Here is a 16,476-nt window from a genome sequence, read left to right as displayed (position 1 = left end):
AATGGGTAAAAAGAAGAATCAATTAAATCATCTTGCCATTATTATGGATGGTAATGGTCGATGGGCCCGTAAGCGCCATAAACCTCGTGTTTTTGGACACAAAGAAGGTATGAATAACGTTGAAAGAATTACCTTAGCGGCAGATAAGTTGGGGATTAAAGTTTTAACTTTATATGCTTTTTCAACTGAAAATTGGGCAAGACCTAAAGAGGAAGTTGCGTATTTAATGAATTTGCCAGTTAAGTTTTTTGACAAATTCATGCCTACTTTGATGAAGAACAACGTTAAGGTAAATATTATGGGATATTTAGATCATTTGCCTAAGGATACTTATGATGTTGTTCAAAAAGCAATGGATGAAACCGCAAATAATACTGGTTTAATTCTTAATTTTGCATTTAATTATGGAGCACGAAAAGAAATTACATCAGCTGTTCAAGAAATTGCGGATTTAGTTAAGTCCGGCGATTTATCAAGTGATGAAATTACAGAAGATATAATTTCTGATCATTTAATGACAGCGGGTTTTGGTGAATACCGTGATCCAGATTTATTGATTCGTACATCAGGTGAACAAAGAATTTCTAATTTTTTGTTATGGCAAATAGCTTATTCTGAATTGGCTTTTAGTAATAAAGCTTGGCCAGATTTTAATGAAGATGATTTAAGAGAGTTTGTAGAAAATTACCAAAATCGCGATCGTCGATTTGGTAAAGTTGATGAGTCAGATAGTTAGATAGAGAAAAATGAAACAACGTGTTATAACAGCGGTTATCGCTTTAATTTTATTTATTCCAATTGTCCTTGCAGGTGGACTTTGGATGGATTGGTTAACAGTTGCCTTTGCTGCAGTTGGTATCAGTGAAATCTTTTTAATGAAGAAACAACTTTTGGTATCAGTTGACTTTATTTTGGCACTTTTGGCAACTTTAACCTGGACAGTACCAGATGCATTCTTTAAAGGAATGCCAATGCATTGGTCAAAATTTGGAGTTTACTTTGCTCTTGTTATGCTAATGCTTACTTGGACTGTGTTATCAAAGAATAAGACTACTTTTGATGATGTTGGTGTTTATACAATCGCATCATTATATATTGGTACAGGTTTCCACTATATGGCAGCAATTAGAAGTGATGCAAATGGTTTAGCATTGCTTTGCTACGTATTTGTTGTTGTTTGGTCAACTGATATCGGTGCTTACATGATTGGACGTAAAATTGGTAAACATAAGTTGTGGCCAGTTATTAGTCCTAACAAGACCTGGGAAGGTTCAATTGGCGCTGTGATCTGTGCTTTAATTTGTACGGCTATTTACACTGCCTTTGTTCCATTGGGTCAAGATCAAGTAATGATGCTTGTTTTAGCATTCTTCCTTTCCATTGTTGGTCAAATGGGTGACCTTGTTGAATCAGCTTACAAACGTTTTTATGGCGTTAAAGATTCCGGAAAGATTTTACCTGGACATGGTGGCATCTTAGACAGATTCGATAGTATGCTTTTTGTATTACCTGTAATGGCCGCTGTTTTAGGTATTGTACACTAGGAGATAGCTTTTGAAAGGTATACTAATCTTTTTAGTAGTATTCGGTTTGCTCGTATTCGTTCACGAATTCGGGCATTTTATCGTGGCAAAGAAATCTGGGATTTTAGTTCGTGAATTTTCAATTGGAATGGGGCCAAAACTTTTCCAAAAGAGAAGAAAGACAACAACTTATACTATTCGTTGGTTACCTTTAGGTGGGTACGTTCGTTTAGCAGGAGCTGATGACGAAAGTAAATTAGATCCAGGGATGACAGTTGTTCTTCAATTAAATGATAAAAATGAAGTTGTAAGAATCGATGCGTCAGAATCTGATTTGCCAATCGAAGGTATTCCTGTTCAAGTTACCAAAGCTGATTTGGTTGATGCTTTGATTATTTCTGGCTACGAAAATGGTGATGAAGATAAGCCAGTAACTTATCATGTAAATCACGATGCTACTATTATTGATAAAAATAAAACGGAATTAATAATTGCTCCACGCGATACGCAATTCCAACAAGCAAATGTATGGCAAAAACTTGCTACTAATTTTGCTGGTCCATTTATGAATATCGTGCTTGGCTTTGTAGTATTTTTAATTTGGACTTTTACAGTTCCTGGTCCAGCAACTACAACAGTTGCTAAGACAACACCTAATTCACCTGCCAGAGTTGCAAAGATTGAATCAGGTGATAAAATTCTTTCAATTAATGGCAAGAAGATGAATTCTTTTGCGGATGTTTCTCTTGCAATTAATCAAAGCAAAGGTAAAGCTTTGCAGATGAAAGTTAAAAAGAATGGTAAAATTAACTCCGTAGTCGTTAAGCCAAAAGTTGCTAAAATTCAAAAGCAGAAAGTTTATCAAATTGGAATCGTAGCTCAAAGTAATGAAAATGCTGGCGTAAAATTGAAGCGTGGCTGGGACACGGCGGTTTCAACAACGGGAATGATTTTCTCAGCAGTAGGCAATTTATTTAGACACTTTAGTTTAAATAAGCTCTCAGGTCCTGTGGGAATTTATTCTCAAACTTCTCAAGTTTCACAAATGGGCTTTACCTATGTGCTTGCATTTTTAGCAATGATTTCTATCAATTTAGGTATCGTTAACTTGATTCCGATTCCTGGCTTAGATGGTGGTAAACTTTTGCTTAATTTAATTGAATTAGTTCGCGGCAAACCGATCTCCGAAGATCATGAAGCTGTTGTTGAATTAATTGGTTTTGGTTTATTGCTATTATTAATTATTGCGGTTACAGGTAATGATATTTATCGTTACTTTATTAAATAAAAATATAGATTTACTTAGGAGATAAGAATGCGTCAATCAAAATTCTTTATGCCAACTTTGAAAGAAGCTCCAGCTGACGCTGTTGCTGAAAGTCATAAGTTAATGTTGCGTGGAGGCTACATCCGTCAGGTTACTGCTGGTGTTTATGCCTACCTTCCATTAGGTTTCCGTGTTTTGCGCAAAGCAGAAAATATCATGGAAGAAGAAATGGAAAAAATCAACGTTCCAGAAATGATGATGCCACACTTCTTGCCAGCAACTTTATGGCAAGAATCAGGCCGTTACAAGAAGTACGGTGCTGAAATGTTCAAGTTGAAAGACCGTCACGGTCGTGAAAGTTTACTTGGACCTACTCATGAAGAAACTTTTACTGAAATTATTGCTAAGAATTTGAAGAGTTACAAGCAAATGCCAATTGCTTTATATCAAATTCAAACTAAGTTCCGTGATGAAAACCGTCCTCGTTTTGGTCTTCTTCGTGGTCGTGAATTCGTTATGCTTGATGCTTACAGTTTCGCAGCAACTCGTGATCAACTTGATGAACAATTTGATGATGAAAAGCGTGCTTTTGAAGCTATTTACAAGCGTTGTGGCGTAACTGTTCACCCAGTAATTGCCGACTCAGGTACAATGGGTGGTAAGAACTCAACCGAATTCCAAGCTCCAGCTTCTATTGGTGAAGATACAATTGCTACTAATGAAAGTGGTACTTACTCTGCTAACCTTGAAATGGCTAAAAGTGTTGATACTTTCAAGCAAGATCCAGAAGATCCAAAAGAATTAAATAAGGTCTCAACTCCAGATTGTGATACTATTGAAAAGCTTGCAGAATTCTTAAATGTTCCTGCAACTCGTATTGTTAAGAGTATTTTATACATTGCTGATGATCAAAAAGTTTTAGTTTTAATTCGTGGCGATAAGCAAATTAACGAAGTTAAATTAGGTCATATTCTTGATGCTGATGAAGTTCGCGAAGCAAATGCAGAAGAATTGAAAGAAATCACTGGCAGTGAAAAGGGTGGCGTCGGTCCTGTTAACGCAGATTGGGCAGATAAGATTATCGCCGATGATACTGTTAAGGACTTGTACAACGTAGTTGTTGGCGCTAATGAAACTAACTATCAATTTGAAAATGCAAACTTAAACCGTGATTTCAAGGTTGACGAATTTGCTGACATTAGAACGGCTAATGAAGGTGAACCAGATCCTGTAGATCACGAACCACTTAAGTTCACTACTTCAATCGAAGTTGGACATATCTTCAAGTTAGGTACCTACTACACTACAACTATGGGTGCTGATTTCTTGGACAACAATGGTAAGGCTAAGCCAGTTATCATGGGTTCATATGGAATTGGTGTTACTAGAATGCTTTCAGCAGTTGTTGAACAACACTTGACTGAAGAAGGCGGCATTGCTTGGCCTAAGGAAATTGCTCCATTTGCAATTCACATCATTCAAATGAAGATGAACAATGATGAACAAACTGAATTAGCTCAAAAACTTGAAAAAGAACTTTCAGCTAAATATGATGTTTTATACGATGATCGTAAGGAACGTCCAGGCGTTAAGTTTAATGATGCTGATTTAGTTGGTGCACCAATTAGAATTACTATTGGACGCAAAGCTGGCGACGGTATTGTTGAAGTTAAGCGCCCAGGTGATGAAAAAGCAATTGAAATTTCAGTAGATAAATTAGAAGAATTTGTAAATAAAGAGTTAGGATAATTTTTCGTGGCAAATAAAAACAATTTATTCTTAAAACTTTTAAAGCAAATCAAATTCCCCGATTCTTTTGAAGATAATGAAATGCTTCAAAAAGGGGAGGTTGAGAACGTGGATGTATACGCTAAAGAACATAAGTGGGATATCCACGTTCTTTTTGATACGCCTTTAAAGTTTGAAACATATAATGCTTTAAATAAAGCTGTTACCGAAAACTTCAAAGATTTTGTTAATATACGTTTATTTGTTGGAACTAAAGATGGTTCTGACAAATATTTAACAGATTACTGGCATTATGCTGTGCAGAATTCAAACGTGTTGCAACCAGTTGCACGTGAGTTTTTAGCAGGACAAAAACCCGATAAAGAAAATGGTCGTTGGATTATTCCAGTTGATAACAATGTAATTGATGGATTGATTGAACAAGAAGCATTAGACGATTTAGCTGAAGAATTAAGGAATTTTGGATTCTTCAATTTGAAGTTTATTACCGAAGTAGATCAAGCGAGTTCACAAAATAATCTCGAAAGTCTACAACAGCTTCAACAAGAACATGAAAAAAATATGCAAGAAGCATATGAAGCAGCTCCGACTAAACCGAAATCACAACCTCGGCAATATCCAACCAAGCGAAAGAGTTATGGTAATAAAAAGCTAGATGAAAATGCACCAATTACGCAAATTCAAGATATTGAAGATGGTACGCGTAATGTTGTAATTGAAGGTAACATTTTCAATATTGAAGCTAGAGAATTAAAATCTGGATCTGTAATTTTTACAGGAGAAATTACTGACTATACAGATTCAATCATGTTTAAAAAGTTTGCTTCAAATAAAGAAGAAATTGAAAGTTTGTCCGCAATTAAATCGGGTACTTGGGCAAAAATGCAGGGTACAGCTGCAGATGATCAATGGGAACATGATGTTGTTTTCAATATTTATAATTTCGAAACTATTGAACATGTTGGCCGTGTAGAAAAATATGAAGGCGATAAAAAACGTGTTGAACTTCATCTTCATACTAATATGAGTCAACTTGATGCAACAAGTACGGCTACTGAATTTATTAAGGCAGCGAAAAAATTTGGTCAAACTGCTATTGCTATTACTGATCATGGTGATGTTCAATCATTCCCAGAAGCATATAGCGCTGGAGCAGCAGCTGGCTTAAAGGTTTTATACGGTGTTGAAGCCAATATGATTGATGATCATGCTCTTTTAGTGTTAAATCCAGCTGATATGAGCTATAAAGATCGTGAATTTGTTATCTTCGACGTTGAAACAACTGGACTTTCTTCAGTTTACGACACGATTATTGAAATTGGGGCCGTTAAGATGAAGAATGGTGAAGTTATTGATCGCTTTGATAAATTTATCAATCCGCATCATCCTTTGAGTGATCAGACTATTAATTTAACGTCTATTACTGATGAAATGGTTAGTGCAGCTGATGATGAAGATGTTGTTATTAAGCAATTCAAAGAGTTTTATGGCGATGATCCTCTTTGCGGTCATAATGTTCAATTCGATGTTGGCTTTGTCAATGCAGCTCTTCGCAGAAGTGGACTTGAAGAAATTACACAGCCAGTTGTTGATACTTTGGAAGTATCTCGTTTGCTCCATCCTGAACAAACAAGACATACATTGGATTCTTTGGCTAAAAAGTATAATGTTGTTTTGGAACACCACCACCGTGCTAACCAAGATGCGGAAGCTACAGGTTATTTAATGTTTAAGCTTCTCGATGCCTTTGATAAGAGATTCGATGAAGATAATCTTGGCAAGCTTAATAATTATGCTGAACATGGTGAAGTATATAAACGTGCGCGTCCAATGCATATGACTATTTTGGCTAAGAATCAAGCCGGTTTGAAAAATATGTATAAACTTGTTTCTATTGCAAGCACTACAAACTTTTACCGTGTTCCAAGAACACCAAAATCTGATTTAAGAAGATTGCATGATAACCTTCTTTATGGTTCTGGCTGTTGGCAAGGCGAAGTCTTTATTGCATGATGCAAAAGGGATATGAAGAAGCACGTAAAAAGGCCAAGTTTTATGATTTCTTGGAAGTTCAACCTCCAGCAGCTTACTCTCAATTAATTGAAGATCATTTAATTGCTGATGAAGATGAATTGGAAGAAATTATTACTAATATTTATAAGCTAGGTAAAGAACTTGGCAAGCCGGTTGTTGCTGATTGCGACGCGCATTACGTTGAGCCGCATGAAAAGATTTATCGAACAATTTTGATTTCGGCTCAGAGATCTAATCCAAACCGTAATAAACCACAACCTGATTTACATTTTTATACAACGCAGGAAATGCTTGATGCATTTAGTTTCTTAGGTGAAGATGCGGCTAAAGAAATTGTTATTGATAATACTAACAAGATTGCTGATGAATTAGGCGAAATTGCCCCAATTAAAGATGGTTTGTATCCTCCACATATTGATAATGCTGATCAAGAAATGAAGGATTTAACTTACAATAAAGCCTATGAGCTTTATGGCAAATCACTACCTGAGATCGTAAAAGACCGTGTTGATATGGAATTAAATTCAATTATTTCTAATGGTTATGCGGTTATTTACTTAATTTCACAACGTTTGGTAGCTAAATCAAATAAAGATGGCTATTTGGTTGGATCTCGTGGGTCCGTTGGCTCAAGTTTAGTTGCGACAATGTCAGGTATTACGGAAGTTAATCCATTGGCACCACATTATCGTTGTCCAAAATGTAAATATTCACACTTCTTTACCAATGGTGAATATGGTTCAGGTTACGACTTGCCAGATAAAGATTGTCCGAAGTGTGGGACCCCGCTTGTTAAAGATGGTCAGGATATTCCATTTGCGACATTCTTGGGCTTCCACGGTGATAAGGTTCCTGATATCGATTTGAACTTCTCTGGAGACTATCAACCAGTTGCCCATAACTTTATTCGAGTAATGTTTGGACCAGATAATTCATATCGTGCCGGAACTATTGCCACGGTTGCTGATAAAACTGCTTACGGTTATGCAAAACACTTTGATGAAGAACGCGAATTGAAGTTAAGAAATGCCGAGCTAGATCGTTTGGCTGCGGGAGTTTCAGGTGTTAAGAGAACAACGGGGCAGCACCCTGCGGGAATCGTTGTTGTTCCAAATGACATGGATATTTATGATTTTACTCCTGTACAATATCCTGCCGATGATGTGAACGCTGCATGGCTAACTACGCACTTCGACTTCCACTCAATTCACGATAATATTTTGAAATTTGATATTTTGGGACATGATGATCCGACTATGATCAGAATGCTTCAAGATTTATCAGGAATTGATCCGTTAACAATTCCGCCTGATGATCCAGGTGTTATGTCTCTTTTTTCAAGTCCAGAGATTTTAGGCGTAACTCCAGAACAAATTCAATCAAAGACTGGAACTTTGGGTGTACCAGAATTCGGAACACGATTTGTAAGAGGGATGCTTGAAGAAACTAAACCGACAACATTCTCAGAATTATTGCAGATTTCTGGACTTTCCCATGGTACTGACGTATGGTTAGGGAACGCAGAAGACTTGATTAATAATGGTACCTGCAAATTGAAAGATGTAATTGGTTGTCGTGACAACATCATGATGGACTTGATTCACTGGGGTGTTAAACCAGAAATCGCCTTTTCAACAATGGAATCTGTTCGTCACGGTCGAGGAATCAGCGATGACAATATGGCAGTTCTTAAGAAGAATAAGAATATTCCTGATTGGTATATTCCTTCATGTTTGAAGATTAAGTACATGTTCCCTAAGGCTCACGCGACGGCTTATATTTTGATGGCTTTACGTATAGCATGGTTTAAAGTATATTATCCAGAGATTTATTACACTGCTTACTTCTCGGTTCGTGCCGATTTGTTTGATTTAGTTGCAATGAGTCATGGTAAGAATACTGTTAAGGCAGCGATGAAAGCTATTCAAGATAAAGGAATGGACGCTTCTGCAAAGGATAAGAGCTTGCTTACTGTTTTGGAAATTGCCAATGAATGTTTGGAACGTGGTATTAAAATTAAAATGGTTGATGTAGATCAGTCTGAGGCTTTGAACTTCAAGATTCTTGATAAGCATACTATTTTAGCACCATTTAATGCCGTTCCTGGTTTAGGTGACAATGCTGCTAAGCAAATTGTTGCAGCTCGTGCGGAACAAAAATTCTTGTCAAAAGAGGATTTGGCTAAACGCGGTAAAGTGTCACAAACAATTATGGATTACTTTGAAAATAATGGTGTCTTAGAAGGTCTTCCAGATCAGAATCAATTATCATTATTTTAAGTAGCTTAATTTTGAAAAAATTAGTAAACATGGTATACTTATTCATGAAGTTCGAATAGGTAAATTCGAGTGAGCAGTAATGCTCACTCTTTTTATTACGGAGGAAAATTTTTGTCTAAAGTTACAGATCTTGTTCGTTCAGAAATTGAACCAATCATTGCTGCTCGTGGTGATGAATTCGTTGATATTGAATATGTTAAGGAAAAGAGTCAAAATTATCTACGGATCTACGTTGATAAAGATCAACCCGGAGGTATTGACATCGATGAAATCGCAGCTTTAAGTGAAGAAGTTTCAGAAAAGCTTGATAGCTTAGAGCCGGATCCATTACCAGATCCTTATGTTTTGGAATTGTCTTCTCCCGGTGTTGAACGTCCCATTAAGAACGCAAAAGATTGGGAAAAAGCAAATGGCGAGTATATCCATGTTGGTCTTTATCAAAAGATTGATGGTAAAAAAATGTTTGAAGGTACGCTCAAATCTTACAATGATGAGGAAATTGAGCTTGAAATTAAGATAAAGACTAGACGAAAGACTTTAACTATTCCCCGTAAGTTAATTGCAAATGCTCGTTTTGCAATTGAATTTTAGAAAGGCTGATCAAAACTTATGTCTAAAGAAATGCTAGAAGCGTTTGCCACTTTGGAAGAAAAGAAAGGCATTAAACAAGATGTTATTGTTGATGCTATCAAGGCCGCTTTAGTAGCTGCATACAAGAAAAACTATAATCAAGCACAAAACGTTGAAGTTGAATTCGATGAAAAGAAGGGTAACTTTAAGGTTATTGCTGTTAAAACTGTTGTCGATGAAGTTCAAGATGATCGTTTAGAAGTCAGCTTAAAAGATGCTTTGGCAATTAATAGAGCTTATGAAGTTGGCGATGAAATTCGTTTTGAAATAACTCCAAAGAACTTTGGTAGAATTGCTGCTCAAACAGCTAAGCAAGTTGTAATGCAACGTCTTCGTGAAGCTGAAAGAAACCAAATTGTCAGTGAATACTCACAATATGAAGATGAATTGATTACTGGTACAGTTGAACGTCAGGATAATCGTTTTGTTTACGTTAAGATTGGTAATGTTGAAGCTGTTATGCCTCATCGTGATCAAATGCCTAACGAAACTTACAACCCACAAGATAAGATTCGTGTACTTGTAACTCGTGTTGGTTCAGATGCTAAGGGTGCACAAATCGTTGTTTCAAGAACTGCTCCAGATATGGTTAAGCGTTTGTTTGAACAAGAAGTTCCAGAAATTTATGATGGAACTGTTGAAATTGTGTCAGTAGCTCGTGAAGCTGGCGATAGAACTAAGATTGCAGTTAAGTCAAATGATCCTAACATTGACCCAGTTGGTACTTGTGTTGGTCAACGTGGTGCTCGTGTTCAAAATGTTGTTAACGAATTAGGTGGCGAAAACATCGATATCGTTAAGTTTGAAGATGATCCATCTGACTTTATTGCTAATGCTCTTAACCCTGCAGAAGTTATTGCCGTTCAGTTTGGTGATGATGAAGAAGAAAAGAGTGCTTTAGTAATTGTTCCAGATTACCAATTATCATTAGCTATTGGTAAGAAGGGTCAAAATGTAAGACTTGCGGCTCGTTTAACTGGCTACAAGATTGATATTCGTCCAGAATCTGAAGTAGAATTTGTTGACGAAGAAAGTAAGAATACAGAAGATGATGCTGAAGCAGAAAATGTAGAAGCACCAGTTTCTGAAGATACTGAAAGTACTGAAGCTGAAGAAACAACTGCAGATGAATCTGCACAAGAAAATTCAGAATCAGACGATAATACTGAAGAGTAAGGATTGGTGATCTTTTGAAAAAAAGAAAAATTCCAATGCGGAAAGATTTATTAACTAATACAATGCAACCAAAAAAAGAATTGGTTCGTGTAGTAATAGATAAAGAAAAAAATATTTCCGTTGATCCAACTGGTAAAAAGCCAGGTAGAGGCGCATATGTCTCATTGGATCCAAGCAAGATTGAATCAGCAAAAGAAAGTGAAGTTTTGGAACGTAGTTTGGGTGCTAAAGTGCCAGATAGTTTCTATGAAGAACTTTATTCTTATGTTGATCACCAAAAAGCAAGAAAAGAATTGTTTGGTGATAAATAATATTGCAAAATAAACAAAAGGCATTAAATTTATTAGGTCTAGCAATGAGAGCAGGAAAGATAGTCTCAGGGACTGAAACTGTAATCAGTGCGCTTAATAAAGGACAAGTAAAAGTCATAATTTTAGCTAGTGATTTACACGAAAACACATCTGAAAAAGTAATTCGCGCTGCCAAAAAGGTCAATGTTTCGATCATTGATCTTTTCAGTAGTGAAGAATTGGCTCATGCTATTGGTAAAAAACGCAAGGTTATGGGATTAACAGATGTTGGTTTTTATAAAGCGTTAACTAAAAAGATTAATGAAGGAGTGTGATTGGATGGCTAAAGAAAGAATTTACGAAGTCGCAAAAGAGTTAGGCATCGATAATAAAGTTGTGGTCCAAAAAGCAAAGGACTTAGGCTTTGATGCTAAAAACCATATGTCATCATTAGAAGATTCGCAAGTAAAGCAATTGAAGGGCAGTTTCCAAAACTCCGCTCCCGCTAAAAAGCAAGAAAAATCTACGAATAAAAATAATAAGATTAAAATTTCTGTTTCTTCTATTAGAAAGAATGAAAAGAAGACTGAAAATAAAAAGTCTAATAATCATCATAAAAATAATAAGAACACTAGAAATAATAATCAAAATAAGCGTCGTAATGAACGCAATAATCAAAATAGTCAACAAGGTAATAATCAGCCTAAAGCTGCAGCACGTGATTTATTGAAGCAATTCAAGAAGAAACAGCGTGCAGAAGAAAGCACTTTAGATGAACAAGCTAAGAAAACTAAAAAAGAATATCACGAACAATTGAAGAATCCAAAGAAAGATACTAAATCAACCAAGCAAAATAGCAGTACTACTACTAAAGAAGCTCCTAAGGCTCAAAAGACTGAAAAGAAGACTATCGGTCCAAAGATTTTGAAGCCATCTCCAGCTCGTTTTAAGAAAGATAAAGCTGAAAATAGCAATAATAGTAGCAACACTAGAAATAATAATCATAATCATAAAAACAATGGTGCTAAGAGACCATCTATTCCTAAGGTTGAATTGAGTGAAGCTCCAGCACCAAAGAAAGATGAAAGACGTGGAAATGGTCATGGCCGTGATAACGGTAAGCCAGGACGCAAGGGTAAGAATCAATTCTTTAACAATCATAGCGAACATTCTGACCGTCAAGAAAGAAAGCGTCGTAAGAATAAGAAGCGTCAACATGAACAACAACCTAAGAAGCAACCTACTAAACGTAAGGAACGTCCATTACCAGAAACTTTAGTTTATGATGAAGGTATGAACGCACAAGATTTAGGTAAGCTTTTACACCGTGAACCAGCTGAAATCGTTAAGAAGCTCTTTATGCTCGGTATCATGACTAACCAAAACCAATCATTAGATAAAGATACTATTGAACTTTTGGCTGCTGAATATGGCATTAATGCTCAACAAAAGGTTCATGAAGATATTTCTGATATTGATAAGGCTTATAGTAAGGCAATGGAAGCTTCTAAGGAATCTAAGAACCAAATCAAGCGTCCACCTGTTGTAACTATCATGGGTCACGTTGACCACGGTAAGACTACTTTGCTTGACCGTTTACGTCATACCCACGTTTCAGATCACGAAGCTGGTGGTATTACTCAGAGAATCGGTGCTTACCAAGTAAGACTTGATGATCGTTTGATTACTTTCTTAGATACTCCAGGACATGCCGCATTCTCTAACATGCGTGCTCGTGGTGCAGAAATTACTGATATCGTTGTTTTGGTTGTTGCCGCAGATGACGGTGTTATGCCACAGACTGTCGAAGCTATTGACCACGCTAAGAGTGCTAATGTTCCAATTATTGTTGCTATCAACAAGATGGATGTTCCAGGTGCTAACCCACAACACGTTACTGAACAGTTGATGAAGTACAATTTGATTCCAGAAGATTATGGTGGTGACACAATCTTTGTGGATATTTCAGCTAAGACTGGTCAAAACGTTGATGATTTGCTTCAAATGATTTTGCTTCAGGCAGATGTGATGGAACTTAAGGCAGATCCAAAACAAAAGGCTATTGGTACTGTTATTGAAGCTAGATTGTCACGTGGCCGTGGTCCAGTTGCCGATATTTTGGTACAACAAGGTACTTTGCATGTTGGTGATCCAATTGTTGTTGGTAATACTTTTGGTCGTATACGTACAATGACTAACGATCGTGGTCGTCAAGTTAAGAAGGTAACTCCATCAGAACCTGTTGAAATTACTGGTTTAAATGATGTTCCAGAATCCGCAGATAAGATTGTTGTCTTTGATGATGAAAAGACTGCTCGTTCAGTTGGTGAACAAAGAGCTCAACAAGCTTTGCAAAAGCAACGTGAAAATGTAACTCACGTAACCCTTGATAACCTCTTCGATACTATGAAGAAGGAAAATATGAAGGAAGTTGACATTGTTCTTAAGGCTGATGTTCAAGGTTCTGTAGAAGCATTGCAACAATCACTTGAAAAGATTGATGTTGAAGGTGTTCGCGTCAATATTATCCACTCAGGCGTAGGTGCTATTAACGAATCAGATGTTACTTTGGCTGGTGCTTCAAATGCTTCATCATTGGTTTCAATGTTCGTCCAACTGCAACTGCTAAGTCACAAGCTGAAAGCGATGGTGTAGATATTCGTCTTTACAGCATTATTTACAAGGCTATTGACGATGTTACTGCCGCTATGAAGGGTATGCTTGAACCAACTTACGAAGAAAAGGTTACTGGTAACCTTACTGTTCGTGAAACTTGGAAGGTATCAAAGGTTGGTACTATTGCAGGTTCATTCGTAGATAAAGGCTATGTTACTAACCATTCTAAGATTAGAGTTATTCGTGACGGTATCGTCAAGTATGACGGTGAAGTTGCTTCCTTGAAGCGTTACAAGGATGATGCTAAGGAAGTTAAGCAAGGTAACGACTGTGGTTTGACTATTAATGGCTACAATGACATTAAGGTCGGCGACGAATTTGAAGTTTACGAAATGCAAGAAGTTAAGCTCAATAATACCTTTAAATATTAGGAGGAAATACATGAAGCACAGAATTGGTCGTGTTGAAGGAGAAATCCTCCGCGAAACAACAAAGATCTTACAAAAGAACATTCGTGATCCCCGTTTAAGTGAAGTTACTATCACTGCGGTTGAATGTACTAATGATTTGTCATACGCAACTATTTATTACAGTCTTTTAACTGAAGATGCTGAAAAAGAAGAAGAAGTTGCTGCAGGTTTTGAAAAGGCAAAGGGAATGATTCGTCACTTGCTTGGTCAAGTTTTGACAGTTTATAAAGTTCCTGAACTTATTTTCAAACGTGATAATTCAGTTAAATATGGTAGTAAGATTGACCGTTTAATTGCTGAAGTTAAAAAACAAGATGCTGAACGGAATAAGTAATTAAGAAAAAGACGCCGTTAGGGCGCCTTTTTTTGTAGATAAGGATAAAAAATATGTTAAATGGAATTGTAGTAATTGATAAAGACAAAGGAATGACAAGTGCTGATGTCGTTTACCATTTGCGAAAAGCTTTGCATATTCGAAAAATTGGTCATGCAGGCACTTTGGATCCTGAAGTAACGGGTGTTTTGCCAATCGCAATTGGTCAGGCAACTAAACTAATTGAAATGATGCATACGCGTCCAAAAAAGTATGAAGGTACGGGCTTATTTGGTTATGCAACAGATTCTTATGATACCGATGGCAAGATTTTGCAAGAAAAGAAGATGTCAAAACCATTTTCATCTGAAGAAATTCAAAATGGTATGGATAAATTTAAGGGAGAAATAGAACAAGTTCCTCCAATTTATTCTGCTATTAAGGTTAATGGCAAGCACCTTTACGAGTATGCACGTGAGGGTATTGAGGTTGAACGCCCAAAACGTCAAGTAAATATTTTTGATTATTCTTTGAAAAATGAGCCGCATTTTGATGAAGAAAAAGGACAAGAAAGTTTTGATTTCGAAATTGAATGTAGCAAAGGTACTTATGTTAGATCATTAGTTAATGATCTGGGCGAAAAAATGAATGAACCGGCAGTTATGACTTATCTTAGAAGAACTGCAAGTTCTGGATTTGATATTACACAAGCAGTAAAATTAAGTGAGATTGAAGAAAATCCAAATGAAGCTGCCAAGTTAATTCAGCCTATTGATGCATTCTTTAAGGATTATGAAACTATTGATCTTACTAATGGAAAATGGCTAAAAGTGAAAAATGGTGCTGCAATAGAACTGAAAACGAATGCTAAAAAAGTTGCATTACGTTACAATGGCAAAGTTAAGGCTATCTATAAAAAGACAGGCTCAATCTTTAAACCTGATTTAATGTTGTTAGCAAATGAATAAGTGAAACGAAGGAATTTATTTTGCAAGAAATCCATTTAACTTATCCGGTCAAAGAAGATATTACCCCTGGTCAAGTGGTATTGGCACTAGGATTTTTTGATGGTGTACATATGGGCCATCAACACTTAATTTCAGTTGCCAAGCAAGAGGCAAGAAAAAAACACTTACCATTAATGGTAATGACTTTTGATCGTCATCCAAGTGAAGTTTATGCGAAAAACAATGATTTTATCTATATCGACAGCTTAAAAGAAAAAACTGATAAAATGGCTAAACTCGGTGTAGATTATCTCATTATTCTTAAGTTTACTAAGAGTTTTAGTAAAATTTCCGGCCAAGATTTTGTTGATAATGTGATTGTTAAATTAAAAGCAGCGACAGTTGTAGCAGGCTTTGATTATACTTATGGACCTAAAGAAAAAGCTAATATGAAGCATTTACCAGAATTTGCTAAAGGAAGATTCAATATTATCAAAGTACCTAAGCAAACTTTTGAGGGTAAAAAGATTGGTTCGACTGAGATTCGTAAGGCAATTACAAATGGGCAAATGGAACTTGCTTATGATTTATTGGGGCATCATTATGTCATGAGTGGAACTGTTGGGCATGGTAAGAGAAATGGACATAAATTGGGATTTCCAACTGCAAATTTAATTTGGCAGGATAAAAAAGCCGTGCCTAAAATAGGTGTGTATGCTACGCAAACTAAAGTTAATGGTAAATGGTACAATTCCATGACTAGCGTTGGTTATAATGTAACAATTAACCAAGAAAGAAAAATTTATATTGAATCAAATATTTTTGATTTTAATGAAAATATTTATGATCAACCAATCGCTATTAAATGGTTTAAGTATACACGCGGTGAGGTTAAATTTGATGGTCTAGATAGTTTGAAAAAGCAACTTGAAAAAGATCAAACACAAATTAAAGATTATTTTGCCTGCAATCTTGAAAAATAAATTTTTTCATGATAATCTGACTTTATCAATTGAAATTCAAATTTAGAAAGAAGGATTGCCGTTGCGTTTTTAATCTTGTAAATAAGCATAGTTAAATAGAATTTCGTTTTTTAAGACGGAGATACTGTGCACTTTTGGCAAGATTAAACGTAGATGGTTATCCTTCTTTTTCATATTTAAAAATATAAAAGAGAAAAGA

The 16,476-nt window shown here is 36.1% G+C and carries 11 protein-coding genes and 2 pseudogenes; all 13 read left to right on the top strand.

Features of this window, described 5'->3' with window-relative positions:
- The first annotated feature begins 1 nt into the window (after position 1).
- Complete coding sequence (uppS, locus tag JCM6256_RS05860; protein ID WP_025080823.1) at positions 2-736, top strand: undecaprenyl pyrophosphate synthase; 735 nt, start codon at positions 2-4, stop codon at positions 734-736.
- Between the two features lie 10 nt (positions 737-746).
- Positions 747-1,544 (top strand): phosphatidate cytidylyltransferase, encoded by a 798-nt coding sequence (locus JCM6256_RS05855; RefSeq protein ID WP_025080822.1) that lies wholly within the window; start codon positions 747-749, stop codon positions 1,542-1,544.
- A 10-nt stretch (positions 1,545-1,554) separates the two neighbouring features.
- On the top strand, positions 1,555-2,811 hold the full coding sequence (rseP, locus tag JCM6256_RS05850; protein WP_025080821.1) for an RIP metalloprotease RseP: 1,257 nt from the start codon (positions 1,555-1,557) through the stop codon (positions 2,809-2,811).
- 27 nt (positions 2,812-2,838) lie between these two features.
- Entirely contained in the window at positions 2,839-4,539 is a 1,701-nt protein-coding gene (locus JCM6256_RS05845) for a proline--tRNA ligase (protein ID WP_025080820.1), read from the top strand.
- 6 nt (positions 4,540-4,545) lie between these two features.
- A pseudogene (locus JCM6256_RS09910) lies at positions 4,546-8,852 on the top strand (PolC-type DNA polymerase III).
- Between the two features lie 111 nt (positions 8,853-8,963).
- Complete coding sequence (gene rimP / locus JCM6256_RS05835; protein ID WP_025080819.1) at positions 8,964-9,443, top strand: ribosome maturation factor RimP; 480 nt, start codon at positions 8,964-8,966, stop codon at positions 9,441-9,443.
- Positions 9,444-9,461: 18 nt separating this feature from the next.
- Positions 9,462-10,658 (top strand): transcription termination factor NusA, encoded by a 1,197-nt coding sequence (nusA, locus tag JCM6256_RS05830; protein WP_025080818.1) that lies wholly within the window; start codon positions 9,462-9,464, stop codon positions 10,656-10,658.
- A 14-nt stretch (positions 10,659-10,672) separates the two neighbouring features.
- On the top strand, positions 10,673-10,969 hold the full coding sequence (gene rnpM / locus JCM6256_RS05825; RefSeq protein WP_025080817.1) for an RNase P modulator RnpM: 297 nt from the start codon (positions 10,673-10,675) through the stop codon (positions 10,967-10,969).
- 2 nt (positions 10,970-10,971) lie between these two features.
- Positions 10,972-11,283, top strand: a complete 312-nt coding sequence (locus JCM6256_RS05820; RefSeq protein WP_025080816.1) for a L7Ae/L30e/S12e/Gadd45 family ribosomal protein — start codon at positions 10,972-10,974, stop codon at positions 11,281-11,283.
- A 4-nt stretch (positions 11,284-11,287) separates the two neighbouring features.
- Positions 11,288-13,995, top strand: a pseudogene (gene infB, locus JCM6256_RS09905) (translation initiation factor IF-2).
- Between the two features lie 10 nt (positions 13,996-14,005).
- Positions 14,006-14,368 (top strand): ribosome-binding factor A, encoded by a 363-nt coding sequence (locus tag JCM6256_RS05810; RefSeq protein WP_025080815.1) that lies wholly within the window; start codon positions 14,006-14,008, stop codon positions 14,366-14,368.
- 53 nt (positions 14,369-14,421) lie between these two features.
- Positions 14,422-15,315 carry a tRNA pseudouridine(55) synthase TruB gene (gene truB / locus JCM6256_RS05805; protein WP_025080814.1) on the top strand — a complete coding sequence of 298 codons (894 nt, stop codon included), beginning with the start codon at positions 14,422-14,424 and terminating at the stop codon, positions 15,313-15,315.
- Between the two features lie 20 nt (positions 15,316-15,335).
- Positions 15,336-16,277, top strand: a complete 942-nt coding sequence (ribF, locus tag JCM6256_RS05800; RefSeq protein WP_025080813.1) for a riboflavin biosynthesis protein RibF — start codon at positions 15,336-15,338, stop codon at positions 16,275-16,277.
- Positions 16,278-16,476: the final 199 nt, after the last annotated feature.

The organism is Lactobacillus hamsteri DSM 5661 = JCM 6256, from assembly GCF_000615445.1.
Classification (GTDB): Bacteria; Bacillota; Bacilli; order Lactobacillales; family Lactobacillaceae; genus Lactobacillus; species Lactobacillus hamsteri.
Note: the sequence above shows the minus strand (reverse complement) of the source record. Positions and strands in the feature narration are given on the sequence as shown.